General features: G+C 67.3%; 12 protein-coding genes, 2 pseudogenes and 1 riboswitch. Of the genes and pseudogenes, 1 reads left to right on the top strand and 13 read right to left on the bottom strand.

Annotated features, from left to right (window positions below; genetic code table 11):
- Positions 1–223: 223 nt before the first annotated feature.
- The 12 genes from gcvP to A5707_RS02040 all read right to left on the bottom strand — a co-directional run bounded on the left by gcvP (position 224) and on the right by A5707_RS02040 (position 13,481).
- Positions 224–3,037, bottom strand: coding sequence for an aminomethyl-transferring glycine dehydrogenase (gene gcvP, locus A5707_RS02095; RefSeq protein WP_065012873.1), 2,814 nt, complete (start codon positions 3,035–3,037; stop codon positions 224–226).
- A gap of 155 nt (positions 3,038–3,192) precedes the next feature.
- A riboswitch (glycine riboswitch) is annotated at positions 3,193–3,290 on the bottom strand.
- A 120-nt stretch (positions 3,291–3,410) separates the two neighbouring features.
- Complete coding sequence (locus A5707_RS02090) at positions 3,411–4,043, bottom strand: MerR family transcriptional regulator (RefSeq protein ID WP_065012872.1); 633 nt, start codon at positions 4,041–4,043, stop codon at positions 3,411–3,413.
- Between the two features lie 227 nt (positions 4,044–4,270).
- The gene (locus A5707_RS02085) at positions 4,271–4,765 is read right to left on the bottom strand and encodes a bifunctional nuclease family protein (protein ID WP_065012871.1); all 495 of its coding nucleotides are present in this window, start codon (positions 4,763–4,765) and stop codon (positions 4,271–4,273) included.
- Between the two features lie 107 nt (positions 4,766–4,872).
- Positions 4,873–5,616, bottom strand: a complete 744-nt coding sequence (locus A5707_RS02080; RefSeq protein WP_065012870.1) for a MerR family transcriptional regulator — start codon at positions 5,614–5,616, stop codon at positions 4,873–4,875.
- A complete protein-coding gene (gene garA / locus A5707_RS02075) occupies positions 5,616–6,089 on the bottom strand; it encodes a glycogen accumulation regulator GarA (protein WP_065012869.1) in 474 nt (157 codons plus the stop codon). The genes A5707_RS02080 and garA overlap by 1 nt, the downstream gene beginning before the upstream one ends.
- Positions 6,090–6,246: 157 nt before the next feature.
- Positions 6,247–6,642, bottom strand: a complete 396-nt coding sequence (gene gcvH / locus A5707_RS02070; protein WP_065012868.1) for a glycine cleavage system protein GcvH — start codon at positions 6,640–6,642, stop codon at positions 6,247–6,249.
- A gap of 25 nt (positions 6,643–6,667) precedes the next feature.
- Positions 6,668–7,498 (bottom strand): DUF881 domain-containing protein, encoded by an 831-nt coding sequence (locus A5707_RS02065; protein ID WP_065012867.1) that lies wholly within the window; start codon positions 7,496–7,498, stop codon positions 6,668–6,670.
- Between the two features lie 16 nt (positions 7,499–7,514).
- Entirely contained in the window at positions 7,515–7,847 is a 333-nt protein-coding gene (locus tag A5707_RS02060; RefSeq protein ID WP_065012866.1) for a small basic family protein, read from the bottom strand.
- A 49-nt stretch (positions 7,848–7,896) separates the two neighbouring features.
- Positions 7,897–8,802, bottom strand: coding sequence for a DUF881 domain-containing protein (locus tag A5707_RS02055; RefSeq protein WP_419866379.1), 906 nt, complete (start codon positions 8,800–8,802; stop codon positions 7,897–7,899).
- Positions 8,795–9,397 (bottom strand): CDP-alcohol phosphatidyltransferase family protein, encoded by a 603-nt coding sequence (locus tag A5707_RS02050; RefSeq protein ID WP_065012864.1) that lies wholly within the window; start codon positions 9,395–9,397, stop codon positions 8,795–8,797. Before A5707_RS02050 ends, A5707_RS02055 begins: the two co-directional genes overlap by 8 nt.
- A gap of 16 nt (positions 9,398–9,413) precedes the next feature.
- Positions 9,414–11,738, bottom strand: a complete 2,325-nt coding sequence (gene secA2 / locus A5707_RS02045; RefSeq protein ID WP_065012863.1) for an accessory Sec system translocase SecA2 — start codon at positions 11,736–11,738, stop codon at positions 9,414–9,416.
- Positions 11,739–11,846: 108 nt separating this feature from the next.
- Positions 11,847–13,481, bottom strand: coding sequence for an acetolactate synthase (locus tag A5707_RS02040; RefSeq protein WP_065012862.1), 1,635 nt, complete (start codon positions 13,479–13,481; stop codon positions 11,847–11,849).
- A 157-nt stretch (positions 13,482–13,638) separates the two neighbouring features.
- Here A5707_RS02040 and A5707_RS02035 point away from each other — a divergent pair.
- Positions 13,639–14,007 (top strand): annotated as a pseudogene (locus tag A5707_RS02035) (ABC transporter ATP-binding protein/permease); the annotation flags it as partial.
- On the opposite strand, the pseudogene A5707_RS22985 reads toward A5707_RS02035, so the two are convergent.
- Positions 14,001–14,248, bottom strand: a pseudogene (locus tag A5707_RS22985) (ABC transporter ATP-binding protein/permease); the annotation flags it as partial. The pseudogenes A5707_RS02035 and A5707_RS22985 overlap by 7 nt on opposite strands.

The following is a 14,248-nucleotide window of genomic DNA, read 5'->3' as shown; positions in this document are numbered from 1 at the left end:
CCCTGAGCCACATACTTGCCCCCTAGCTGCGGATGATCCTAGTGATTGGTACCCACAGTTAGCCCAATATTTGTTGCCGGTATGTAAATCTGTATCTCCGCGGCCTCGCACCATCCGGAGAATCGTCCATGGAATATCCTGCCCGCTCAGCTTCGCGGTCGCTGAAAGCGAAGGGCAGCAACCGGTTTGGTGAGCGGCCCAGCGAACGTATCTGGTCGCCCCATCAGGCGAACGCCTCCACCGGCGGGCAGGAGCAGACCAGGTTGCGATCGCCGTAAGCGCCATCGATGCGACGTACCGGTGGCCACACCTTGGGCCGGAAGGCCTTGCCGAGCGGATAGGCGGCCTCTTCGCGGGTGTAGGGGTGATCCCAGTCGGCCACCAGCAGGCATTCGGCGGTGTGCGGCGCGCCGCGCAACGGGTTGTCGTCCACTGGCCACTCCCCTGCGCTGACCCGGTCGATCTCTGCGCGGATGGCGATCATCGCCTGGCAGAATGCATCCACCTCGGCCAGGCTTTCGCTTTCGGTGGGCTCGACCATCAGCGTGCCCGCCACCGGAAAACTCATGGTGGGCGCGTGAAAACCATAGTCTGCCAAGCGTTTTGCGACATCGTCGACGGTGACGCCGGTGGCCTTGGTCAGCGGTCGCAGATCAAGGATGCACTCGTGGGCCACCATGCCGTTCTTGCCGGTGTAGAGCACCGGGTAGTACTCGTCGAGCCGGCGGGCGATGTAGTTGGCCGAGGCCGTCGCGGTCAGCGACGCCGCCCGCAGACCGGCCGCGCCCATCATCCGGATGTAGGCCCAGGTGATCGGCAGGATCGACGCCGACCCATAGGGCGCCGACGATACCGGGCGGCCGTTGGACGCTCCGGGCAGGAAGGGCGCCAAGTGTGAGCGGGCCACGACCGGTCCGACGCCGGGGCCGCCGCCGCCGTGCGGGATGCAGAACGTCTTGTGCAAATTCAGGTGGCTGACGTCGCCGCCGAACTTGCCGGGCCGCGCCAATCCCACCAGGGCGTTGAGGTTGGCCCCGTCGACGTAGACCTGACCGCCGGCGTCGTGCACCACAGCGCAGATGTCGGCGATGTCGTGCTCGTACACCCCGTGGGTGGACGGGTAGGTGATCATCAGCGTCGAGAGTCGCTCGGCGTGTTCGCTGACCTTGGCGCGCAGGTCGTCGAGGTCGACGTCGCCGTTGGTGCGGCAGGCCACCACCGCGACCCGCAGTCCGGCCAGCGCGGCCGACGCGGCGTTGGTGCCGTGCGCGCTGGACGGAATCAGGCAGATGTCGCGGTGCGGTTCCCCGCGGCTGGCGTGGTAGGCGTGGATCGCCAACAGGCCTGCGTATTCGCCCTGCGAACCGGCGTTGGGCTGCAATGACGCCGCGTCGTAGCCGGTGAGCTGCACCAGCCAGGTCTCCAACTGCTCGATGAGTTGCCGGATTCCGGCGGTGTCGGCCGGCGGGGCGAAGGGATGCAGACGCGCGAATTCCGGCCAGGTTATCGGTTCCATCTCGGCGGCGGCGTTGAGCTTCATCGTGCAGGAACCCAGTGGAATCATGCTGCGGTCCAACGCCACATCTTTATCCGCCAGTGCGCGTAGATACCGCATCATCGACGTCTCGGTGCGGTACTGGGTGAAGGCCGGGTGGGTCAGAAACTCCGAGGTGCGGGTGGCGATCCCGGCGCAGACCGGTTCGGCGGGCTCGACGCCGAAGGCCTCGAGCACCGCAGCCACGTGGTCGTCGGTGGTGACCTCGTCGCACGACACCGAAACGTAGTCGTCGTCGACGCGCCACACGTTGAAGCCGTTGGCCTTCGCCGCGGTGACCACATCGTCGGCGCGGCCCGGCACCCGCGCCAGCACGGTGTCGAAGTACTTGTCGTGCACCAGCGCATCGCCCAATGCGGCGGCGATCTTCTCGGCGTGGCCGTGCACGCGGCGGGCGATGCCGGTCAGCCCGTCGGCGCCGTGATAGCTGGCATACATCGCGGCCATCACCGCCAGCAGCACCTGGGCGGTGCAGATGTTGCTGGTCGCTTTGTCGCGGCGGATGTGCTGCTCGCGGGTCTGCAGCGCCAAGCGATACGCGGGCGATCCGTCGGCGTCTTTCGACACGCCGACCAGCCGGCCGGGCAGCTGACGGGCCTGCTTGCCGTGCACCGCCAGATATCCGGCGTGCGGGCCGCCGAATCCCATTGGCACACCGAAGCGTTGCGTGCTGCCGAAGGCGGCGTCGGCGCCGATCTCGCCGGGCGGGGTGATCAGCGTCAAGGCCAGCAGGTCGGCCCCGACGGCTACCAGCGCGCCGCGCTCGTGCGCCTCGGTGATCAGCGCGGTCCAGTCGGTGACTCGCCCGCTGGCCCCCGGCAATTGGGCGATCACCCCGAAGAATTCACCGTCGGGCAGCCCGTTGCGCAGGTCGGCGGTGACGATTTCGATGCCCAGCGGCTCTGCGCGGGTGGCCAGCACGGCAGCGGTCTGGCCGAACAGGTCGATGTCGACGGCCAACCGGTTGACGTTGGTTCTTGTCGCGCGGTGCATCAGCGTCATTGCCTCGGCGGCCGCGGTGCCTTCGTCGAGCATCGAGGCGTTGGCCAGTTCCAGGCCGGTCAGGTCGGCGACCATGGTCTGGAAATTCAGCAGCGCCTCCAGCCGGCCCTGGCTGATCTCCGGCTGGTACGGCGTGTAGGCGGTGTACCAGGCCGGGTTCTCCATGATGTTGCGCAGCAGCACCGGGGGGGTGTGGGTGTCGTAATAGCCCTGGCCGATCATCGACACGGCGACGGTGTTCGCGTCGGCCATCACGCGCAGCTCGGCCAGCGCCTGCGCCTCGGTGGCCGGCGGCGGTAGCTGGTGCAAGCCCGGGGCGGCACCGGCGTCGGTGAGCGCATCGAGAATGTCGGTCGGCACGGCTTTGGTGGCCAGCTCGTCGAGCGACCCGACGCCGATGACGTCGAGCATGGTGGCGATCGCGTCGCTGTCGGGACCGATATGCCGGTCAGCGAAACGCGGAGCTGTGTAGTCGGACACTCGGGACTCCTGACATGGGCAGAGGACGATGTTCCTCTCCCTCTGTCGCTACCCGCATTGGGCGCCTGAGAGATTCGGCGCTGCCTGCTCGCGGCGCCTTTCCCCATCGGCGGGTGATAGCCGCGATGGGCAGTCACCGCTTTCCAGAGGCATCGTTATCTCGCGCGGTCCGGGTGCCTGAGAGGTTGACGGAGAGGTATTGCTCCTTCGGCGTCCGTGGCTGGCCGTCACGGAACTCTCCCGCATGAGGGGCGATGCGGGGCCCAGTTTACCGGGGGCGCCTATGCCGGGCGCGAGGGTGCGCAAACCCGGTTTGCGGCGCGGCGTGTCGACCGGGGACACGCACGCTCGCGGGAGAAAAGCGGAGGCGGTGTCAGCCGATCTTGCGGTCGCGGTGTTTGCGACGGGACGCCAACTCGTCTTCCGGCGCGGCGATGGACTCGCCGCCGTCGGCGCGCTCGCCGGGGAAGTCGGCGATAGCGCCGGTCAACTCACGCATCGCACCGGATACGGCGATGCCGAAGACGCCCTGGCCCCCCTGCAGCAGGTCGACCACCTCTTCGGCCGACGTGCACTCGTAGACCGTGGTGCCGTCGGAGAACAGCGTGATGTTGGCCAGATCCTGCACGCCGCGCTGGCGCAAATGGTCGACGGCGACGCGGATGTTGTGCAGCGAGATTCCGGTGTCGAGCAGTCGTTTGACGATCTTGAGGACCAGAATGTCCTTGAACGAGTAGAGCCGCTGGCTGCCGGATCCGGCGGCGCTGCGGATCGACGGCACCACCAGCGAAGTGCGGGCCCAGTAGTCCAGTTGGCGGTAGGTGATGCCGGCGATCTGGCAGGCGCTCGGGCCGCGATAGCCCACCAACTCGTCGGGCACCGAGTCATCGGGAAACAACCCGCCCTGCACCGGCTCGCTCGGCGCGTCGGAATGCGTGGTGGCGTCGTCTCCGATCGTGAGGCCAGACCCGAGGTCCAACTGGTCCTGACGCGGTTGATCGCCCACGATGCTTCCTCTCGCCGATCGCGCTCGTTCGGTGGCTGCCTGGCAGCCGCGTTTGCTCAGGCCGAGTGCTTGTGAGCATACGCGTTTGGACGTGCTGTCGTCTTCGCCCTCGACATCAAAGTATGGCCGCCGCGACAGTCGCTCCCCGCTATCCGCCGGGCGTGTCGACGCCGAACTCCCAGATGAGACGCATCCGTGATGTTGACGCCGCTGCCGACTACCAGCGGCTAAGTCGCCTTGAAATCGTCGGGCGACACGCTGTCCAAAAATTCCTTGAACTTCTCCACCTCGTCCTCACGGACAGCGGTGGCAGGTTCGTCGTCGTTCTCGTCGGGTATCAGCAGACCCGCCTCGGCGAGCACCGCCTCCTCGACGTAGATCGGCACACCGACCCGCAGCGCAATGGCCACCGAGTCGGACGGCCGCGCCGACACCGTGATGTTGCGGTCGAAGATCAGGTCGGCGTAGAAGGTGCCTTCCTGCAGGTCGACGATCCGCACCTCTTTGAGTGAATGCCCAAGCGCAGCAATCAGATCCCGGATCAAATCGTGGGTCAGTGGACGTGGTGGCTCGACGCCCTGCTGCTCCAGGGCAATCGCCGCAGCTTCGGACTGGCCGATCCAGATCGGCAGGTAGCGGTCACCGTTGGCCTCCCGCAGCAACAGCACTGGCTGGTTCTGCGGCTGCTCGACGCGAATGCCGACGACGCGAACTTCACCCATCTGTGACTGCCCTCCGCAACTACCGCCATGTCCGACTCAGACCTGGCTCGACGCCGCGGTGGAACACCAAGCCGCCGAACACAAGCTGTCGGGGAAAGTCTAGTCCTTCAACGGTGCAGAACGTCGCGCACGGCCGACTTGATCAACGAGGTGTGCAAGGTGATCGCCAGCGCGGCGACCTCGCGCGCCAGGTCGTCGGCACGGTCCCGGGCGCCGGCCTTGCCGGCTTTCACGAGCGGGCCGGCGATCTGCGCGATCAGGTCAGATTGGCGGTCCGCCGCCGAGCGAAACGCCCGCAGGTGGCGGGGCTCGACACCGTAGTCAGAAAGCGCGCGGGCGCATTGCAGAATCACCACCGCGTGCTCGTCGAAGAACCCGCCGGGGCCGGTCGTGATCACGCCCGCCTTGAGCAGCGCGGTCAACAGCTCCTCGTCCACGGCAGAGCGCTCCAGCAGGTCTTCCCTGCTCAGCCGAACACTGGTCGGCCCGACCGCGGCCGGGTCGGCTCCGGCACCGGCCGCCCCGTTGCCCGCGACCGGCACCAATCGCGGTACGCCGTAAGGCGATCCGGAGAGCGGCAACTCACCGTCCGGTTGTGCGTCCAGCTGCGCTTTGATCACCTTCAGCGGTAGATAGTGATCGCGCTGCGCGGTCAGGATGAAGCGCAACCGCGCGCAGTCGTAGGCGGTGAACCTCCGATACCCCGAGGCGGCCCGCTGCGGCGTGACCAGGCCCTCGGCCTCCAGGAAGCGAATCTTGGAGATCGTCACATCCGGGAAGTCCGGCCGGAGCAGATCTAGGACCGCTCCGATCGACATCCCGGCCAGCGCGGGGGCATCGGGTGCGGTCACTAGCTTCCCGGACTCCCGTCGTCGTCACCGGCCTTCGGACCGGTCAAAAACACCAGGCGGAACTTGCCGATCTGCACTTCGTCGCCGTTTGCCAGCACGGCCGAATCGACCGGCTCGCGGTTGACGTACGTGCCGTTGAGGCTGCCGACGTCGACAACGTGGAACTCGTCGCTTTCCAACCGGAACTCGGCGTGCCGACGGCTCACGGTGACGTCGTCGAGGAAGATGTCGCTGTCGGGATGCCGACCGGCCGAAGTCGTTGCCTGGTCGAGCAGGAAGCGGGACCCGGCGTTGGGTCCGCGTTTGACGACCAGCAAGGCCGAGCCGACCGGCAGTCCTTCAACGCCGGAAACCGCGCTCTCGCCGCCCGCTTGCGCGGGAGCGTCCAGTTCATTGAGGAAGTCGGCGCGGAAGACCGAGGTCGTCTCCACGGTGACTTCGTCAGAAGTCTGGTCGTTGTCCTTTTCCGTCACCCGCTGCTCCTCACTGGCCGCTGTGGCGTTGTCTGATCGGGCCCGTTCAACCGGTTACCCGCCGGCATGACCGTCGATGTGTCGACCGTACCGCGCAAGGGTCCGCAATGTGCCCACCACCGCCGGATCGGCGGCTGAGTCGGACGATAACAAGGCGTCATTCGGTCAATGTGCCGCGGTAGGCCTCGGCGTCCAGCAGTTCCGCGAAACCCTGCTCGAGGGCCGCGCCGTCGAGCTCGAGATCCAACAGCCAGCCTGCGCCGTACGGGTCGGAGTTCACCAGTTGCGGGCTGGACTCCAGATCGCCGTTGACCGCAACGACTTTCGCCGAGACAGGCGCGTAGAGATCCGACACCGACTTGGTCGACTCCACCTCGCCGAACGATTCGCCCGCGGTCACATCCATACCGACGTCGGGTAACTGCACGAACACCACGTCGCCGAGAGCCGACTGCGCGAAGTCGGTGATTCCCACCCGCACGGTGTTATCGCCGGTGCGGCGAATCCACTCGTGCTCGGCGGTGTAGTGCAGGTCGGGCGGGATTTCGCTCACGGTTGTCCTGTTCTTCCTCGGGTGCTCATTTGACAGGCTGAGCGTATTGGCGCGGTTTTGGTTGCCGCAAGGCGGTGACGTCCAGGTGGTCGGCCTGCTGCACCGTCATTGTGCCGCCGACGCGTTTGACGCTGTCGACGGCGCCGCCGGGGATGTTCATCGCCGCGGCCAGCGTTGGCGGATCACCAATGGCCACAACAGAATACGGCGGAGTCAGGGTTTTCCCGTCGATGGTCAGCGCGCCCGGTGCGCCGACCACCCAAGTGTCGACGCCGACCCGCACCGCCTGCTGGGTACTGCGGATCTCGATGGCTTCGGCGCCGGCGGCGCGCAGTTCGTTGATCACGTCGAGCATCGCTTCCGGGGCGACCCCCGGCCCCGGGTCCTCGATTGTCACCGTCACGCCGGGGCCGGTGGCACCGACGGTGCCGATCAGGATCGACAGTGCGGCCAGTCTGGCCTGCGCGTTTTCGATAGCGGCCTGGTCGCTGCTGCCCGAGGCGCGCAGTGCGCTTAGGGTGCGCTGAAGCTCGGTCACCTCGGTGTTCAGCGTGGCTTCGCGTTGCCGCAGCGAGTCCAGCAGCACGAGCAGATCGGCCGGTCGGGCGGTGTCCAGGGCGTCGCCGGATTCGTTCTGGCGCACCTGGGTGACGATCGCGACACCGAGCAGCAGGCACAGCAGCACCGCCAACCCGCCGAACACAGTACGACCGCGCCGCAGCATGCCCGTCACACCGCGCGGCTGCAGATTGCCGATCTCGGGGCGGGGACGATGCGGAGGGAGTTCGTGTCGGCCGTGCTGGGCCGCGTCGCCGGCTTCGGCGTCGCTGCCCTGAGGTGTTGGTTGGTCGCTCATCTCGGTCCTCTACCGGTCAGGCTCCGAACAAGCGGCGTCGCAGCGCGGCGGCGTTACCGAAGATGCGGATGCCCAGCACCACGATGATCGCCGTGGATAGCTGTGTCCCGACGCCCAATTGGTCGCCGACGTAGACGATCAACGCGGCCACGAGGACGTTGAACACGAACGACACCACGAACACCTTCGGATCGAAGATCCGCTCCAGATACGCGCGCAGCCCGCCGAACACGGCGTCCAGCGCGGCGACGACGGCGATCGGCAGATACGGCTGGATCACGTCTGGGACGCTGGGATGAAACACCAAGCCCAACGCGATGCCGACGATCAACGCCGCGATGCCGATCATCGGAGTCCTTCTTCGGTCGCTGAACCTTTCGTAACGCGGAATTCTGCCACTAAGACCCAATCTGTTTGGCGAACTTGACATCTCGGACCGCCCCGGCGGGCAGGGTCAGCTCGTCGCGGGCACTCACGTTGACGCCGACGCGGTAGGAGGTCTCCAGTAACCGTAGGCGGTGCAGTCCGGGGCTGCGGCCGAAGACATCTTGGATACCCCGCGGCGGCCCGACCGCAAGAATCGTGTACGGGCTGGCGATGGGATTGTTGTCGACCAAGATCGCCCCGCCGGCCTGCCGGATGGTCACGTTAGGCCCGATCCGGACACCGCCGACCGCGATCGCCTCGGCCCCACTTGCCCACAGTGAGTTGACGACGAGCTGCAAGTCGCGGTCGAGGATGATCTGTCGGCTGCCGGCCACCCGTTGCTTGGACACATCGGAGAGATTCGGGCCGACGCCGGGGTCGGTCACCGTCACACTCAAACCGGGACCGGTGACCGCGGTGGTGGCGGCGGCCAGGCTGAGCGCGTCGAGGCTGGCCAGCAGCCGCCGGCCTTCGGCGTCGTCGACGAGCGCGCGGTGTTGAACGTCGTCGACTTGTGCGGCCAGCGCATTGCGGCGTGCCGCGAGGTCGTCGGTGGAGGCTTCCTCGGTGCGCACGCTGCGCAGCAGCACCTGCTGGGCGGCGCTGACGCCGGGTGCCACCAAGCGGGCTTGGGCGACGGCAGCGGCGAACACCAGCGCCACCAGCAGCGCCGCCAATGCCTGCCACAGCCAGTCGGCGGCGCGGGACCGGCTGCCGGAGCGTTCGCGCGCAGCGGCGGCCGCCGCGTAGCCAGGGTCCAAATGCTCGGAGAGCAGGGCTCGCAGCAGCGACGGCACCGGGATGAGTTGCGGTCGGCCCGCTTCGTGGACATTGCGGCCGGCGTTGGGGTCGTAGCCGCCCAGCGTCTGGTCAGCCACGGACACCTCGCGATGCCACCGGGGGCATTCGGCGCATCACCAACACGACCTGGGCCGCATACAACACGAACGACCACAGGTACATGTACAGGCCCCAGATCAAGAAGGCCCATCCGCACGCCAGCACGACCCGGCTCCACAGCGCGTCCCACTGGCCCAACAGAATCAGCGGAAAGGCCGACATCAGGGCGAATGTCGCGGCCTTGCCGACGTAGAGCACCGGCAGCGCGGTAAAGCCCCGGGTGCGCAGCAACGGCAGTTCCAGAGCCAGCAGTACGTCGCGTGCCAACAGCACGGCAATGATCCACCACGGCACCAGGCCCCGCAGTCCGAACGCGATCGGCACCGTCACCATGTAGAGCCGATCGACCGCCGGATCCAGCAGCTCACCCAATTTGGAGGACTGGTCGAGCAGCCGGGCGATTTTGCCGTCGGCCCAGTCAGACCCGCCGGTGAACATCAAGATGGCCACCGCCCAGGCGTCGGCGTGCGTAGCCAGCAGCAGATAGACAAAGACCGGCAGCAGGGCCAGCCGGATCGCGCTCAGTGCGTTGGGCACCGTCAGCACCCGGTCATGCGCCGGCCCGGTGGTCATGAGCGGTGACCTTAGCTCAGCGGAATATCCCGGGCAGGCTGAGTGCGGACAGTGTCTCGTCGGCCAACGGGTTGTCGTGGACCATGTAGGTCCAGGTCGAGGTGGGTCGCGCCAGCTTGGACAAGTCGACTCCCGGCTCGTCCTCGATGGTCGGCGAGGTCTCCAAGGTCTGCTGAGCGGCTTCGATCGCGTCGGCGGCCAGCGACGCGAACGCGTCGACGGCCATCCGATGAAACTCGTCGAGCGGATTTTGACGGCCCAAAGCCCGCAAGTGGATGCTTTCCCGGATGTCGGCCAGATACGCCAGATGGTCGGCCCAGCCGCGGTCCAGGTGATAGAGCATGATCAGCCGGCAGATCTTCTCCAACCGCTCCTCAGAGAGCGTCTCGGACAGCTCCTCGTATCGCTTGGGTGCCAGCTCGGCCAGCTCCTCGCGCGCAGTTGCGGTGGACAGCAACGTGTTTCGGCGTTCGACGATGATGGCGCGCTGCTGGGCGATCAACTGGTTGTAGCGCCAGGTGTTGGCGTGCACATCGAGCATCCGGCCCTCGGCAACCCGTTGGGCGTGGTCGAGCAACCCAGCCGCCTTGGCGCTGGTGATGCGCCCGTCGTCGTCGGTGTCCATCGGCAGCTTGTTGGACTCGAGGTTGGCGGCAACGACGTCGTCCTCCCAACTGGAGAAGAACACCGACGATCCCGGATCCCCTTGGCGTCCGGCGCGGCCACGCAGCTGATTGTCCAGCCGCTGGGTGTTGTGCCGACCGGTGCCGATCACGTGCAGCCCGCCCAGCTCGACGACCTTCTCGTGGTCGGTCTCGTCGGAGCCGCCTAACCGGATGTCGGTGCCGCGCCCGGCCATCTGGGTGGACACCGTCACCGTGCCCAGCTTGCCGGCCTCGGCGATCACCCGGGCTTCCTCCGCGTCGTTTTTGGCGTTGAGCACCACCGCGGGCACACCGCGGCGCAGTAACCGCTCGTGCAGTTCCTCGGATTCGGCCACGTCGCGGGTGCCCACCAGCACCGGCTGCCCGGTCTCATGCACGTCGATGATGTGCGCGATGACCGCGTCGTTCTTGGCCGCTGCGGTGATGTAGACCCGATCGGCCTCGTCCTCGCGGATGTTCGGGGTGTTCGGCGGGATCGGTGACACCCCCAGCTTGTAGAACTGGCGCAGCTGCTCGCCGGCGGCCAGCGCGGTGCCGGTCATGCCGCACACCGTGGGATAGCGGTTGATCAGCGCCTGCACTGTGATGGTGTCGAGCACCTCGCCGGTTTCGGTGGTCTCGATGCCCTCCTTGGCTTCCACCGCCGCCTGCAGGCCGTCGGGCCAGCGCTGCAGCTGCGCGATGCGCCCCCGGGAGGCGTTGATCAGGTGGACCGCATTGTCGCGGACGATGTAGTGCACGTCGCGGTGCAGCAATACATGCGCGTGCAGTGCGACGTTGACTTCGGTGAGGGTGGTGCCGACGTGCTCCTCGGAGTACAGGTCGATACCGCCGAGCGCCTTTTCGACTTTGCGTGCCCCGGTGTCGGTCAGATGCACGTTGCGGCTGTCGGCGTCGGTGTCGAAATCCTCGCCGGCTCGCAGCTCGCCGACCAGTTGGATGATCTCCACCCGCGGAGTTTCCCGGTGGGTGGTGCCGGCCAGCACCAGCGGCACCAACGCCTCGTCGACCAGCACCGAGTCGGCCTCGTCGATCAGCGCGACGTCGGGGTTCGGCGACACCAGGTCGTCGACGTCGGTGACCAGCTGGTCGCGCAGCACGTCGAAGCCGATCTCGTTGACCGACGCGTAGGTGATGTTGCAGGTGTAGGCCGCCCGGCGTTGCTCGGCCGTCGACTCGGCGGTGACCCAGCCGACCGTCAGGCCCAGCGCCTCCAGCAACGGCCCCATCCATTCGGCGTCGCGGCGAGCCAGATAGTCGTTGATCGTTACGACGTGAACGTGCCGGCCGGCCAGCGCATACCCGGCGGCGGCGATCGCCCCGGCCAAGGTTTTGCCCTCACCGGTGGCCATTTCAATCACGTCGCCGGCCAGCATGCGCAGTGCGCCCAGCAGCTGCACGTCGAAGGGCCGCAGCCCGGTGGACCGCTCGGCGGCCTCCCGCGCGATCGCCAGGAATTGCGGGATGTCGGCGGAGGCGGCGAGCTCGTCGAGCTTGAGCAGGCCGGCGGCCTTACGCAGCTGCTCGTCGTCGAGGCCGGCGGCCTTCTCGTCGTACTCCGAGGAGGCGGTGACCTCGGCGAGCGATCGGCTCTGGTTCTTTTCGGTGCTGGCGCCCAGCAGCCGCCAGAATCGGCTGCTCAGGCGGCTCGGCTGGGCGCTGGTCGTCTTGGGCACAGATCAACGGTACGCGGACCACTCCCCTGCGGCGCGAGTGTGCGTGTCCCCGGTCGACACGCCGGGCGAAATTCCGGTTCTGCGCACGCTCGCGGAGCAGCCGGCCGATCAGGCGAGGTTCGACCGGCGGGGGTAGGCGACGTCGGGGTCGGTGAGCACGTTGACGACGGCAGGTAGCCCACAACTGAACGCCCGCTCCAGCGCGGGCCGCAGCTCGCCGGGGGCCGACACCAGCTCACCGTGGCCGCCCAACGCACGCACGACCTCGTCGTAGCGGGTTTCCGGGCGCAACTCGGCCACCACCGAATAGCCGTACAGCGCCTCCATCGGGTGCTTCTCCAGAGCCCAGATTCCGTTGTTGCCGACGACGGACACCACCTGCACGCCGTGCCGGACCAGGGTGTCCCACTCCATGCCGGAAAACCCGAACGCGCCATCGCCCTGCAGCAGCACAACCTGGCGATCGGGCCGGGCCAGCTTGGCCGCCAGCGCATAGCCCGGACCCGAGCCGAGGCAGCCGAACGGGCCGCTGTCGAGCCACGCGCCCGGGACATGGCTGTCGATCACTCGGCCCGCATAGGAGCCGAAGTCACCGGCGTCGACGACGACAATCGCGTCGCGGTCCAGCAGCGGCGCCAGCTCGGCGTAGACCCGCATCGGGTGCAGCGGGGCTCGGTCGTCGGCCAAGTCGGCCTGCTCCCGGTCGCGCGCTGCCGTCTCGGCCGCACGCAGATCGGTGATCCAGTCGTCGTCGCTCGGGGTGCCCTCGCTCAGCGCCGACAGCGTCGCCGTCAGGTCGCCGTACAGCGCGGCCGTGACCGGTCGGGGATGCTCGCGATCTGGTGCGGCCCGGTCCGCCACGATCAACTGAGTCTGCTCGCCGAACACCGCGCCAAAGCCCAGCCGAAAATCCATCGGCACACCAACGACGAGAGCAACGTCGGCCTCCCCCAAGGCTTTTGAGCGCGCCCGTGAGAACGCCAGGTCATGGTCGGCCGGTACCGTGCCGCGGGCCATTCCGTTCATCAGCACCGGGATCCGCCGCTGCTCCACCAGCTGCAGCAACGCTTTTTCAGCATGACCCCACCACACGTTCGTGCCGGCCATGATGACCGGACGCTGCGCTGCGGCCAGCAGCCCGACGGCCCGCTCGAGCACGTCGCCGTCGGGTGGCGGTGACGGCGGCAGGTCAATCAACGCACCCGGTCGGGTGTCGTCGGCGGCTTCGGAAAACACATGGTCCATGGGAAAATCGAGGAACGCCACGCCCGACGGCGCCGCGACGGTCGCCCGCAACGCGTCGTCGATGAGTCCGCACACCGCGTCGGCCGACTGCGCGGTGGCCGCATACCGGGCCAACGGCGCGACGAACGGGACATGATCGATCTCCTGCAGCGAACCCATGCCCCACCGCAGCGCCGGCGCGCGGCCGCCAAGGACCAACAGTGGGGATGCGTTTTGTTGTGCGGCGGCCATCGCGCTCATTCCGTTGGTCACGCCGGGACCCGCGGTCAGCGCGGCCACCCCGGGCTGCCGGGTCACCTTCGACCAGCCTTCGGCCGCAAAGGTGGCGGTCTGTTCGTGACGGGTGTCGATCAGCCGGATGCCCTCGCTGCGGCAGCCGTCGTAGATGGAGAACAGGTGGCCGCCTGACAAGGTGAAGATCGTGTCGATCCCGCTGGCTTTCAACCGGCGCGCGATGAGCCGGCCGGCATGCAAGGTGGTCGCAGCATCGATGCTCACCCCGGCGAGCCTAGCGGCGATCGCAAGCTCGGCGGGGCCGAGTGCAGCGGGTCGCCGCCGACCGGCCTAGCCGCGGCTGCGGTAGCTTCGCGGGAAAGTTTCGTCAGGCCGGCGTTCGACGGACGCTTGGCATGGACCCAAGAGGCAGGCACACACCGTGGAGCTGTTCAAGCCGTCCATCGACTGGGGACGCGCGCTGGTCGATTCGTTGTCATGGGTGGGGCTGGCCTGGGCGATCAGCGCGGCGTGCGTGGTCGTCGTGCTTGTGGTGCTGCGGTTCGTCACGCCGTGGGGCCACCAGTTCTGGCGGATCACCGGCGGTTATTTCACCGGCCGCCACAGCATCCCAGTCTGGCTGATGTTGGGCATCCTATTGCTCTCAGTGGTAATTGCCGTGCGGCTCAACGTGTTGTTCAGCTACCAGGCCAATGATCTGAACTCGTCCATACAAACCGCCGTGCAAGGCATGGCTACCGGCGACGACGACGTGAAACAGTCTGGGATGCATGGCTTTTGGATGTCGATCGTAGCGTCGATGAAGCGCCCGCGATAGTAGGACCGTCCCTCCAGCCAGTCGGCGGTGAGCCGGTCGGTCAGCCAGACCCGCCACGCGACGATGAAGCGCTGGGTGAGATAGATGTCGAGCATCACCCGCATCACATGCAGCACCGCCATCAGGCTAAAGATCAGGATCGACATCCAAAAGCCATGCATCCCAGACTGTTTCACGTCGTCGTCGCCGGTAGCCATGCCTTGCACGGCGGTTT

The organism is Mycobacterium kyorinense, assembly GCF_001672775.1.
Taxonomy (GTDB): domain Bacteria; phylum Actinomycetota; class Actinomycetes; order Mycobacteriales; family Mycobacteriaceae; genus Mycobacterium; species Mycobacterium kyorinense_A.
Note: the sequence above shows the minus strand (reverse complement) of the source record. Positions and strands in the feature narration are given on the sequence as shown.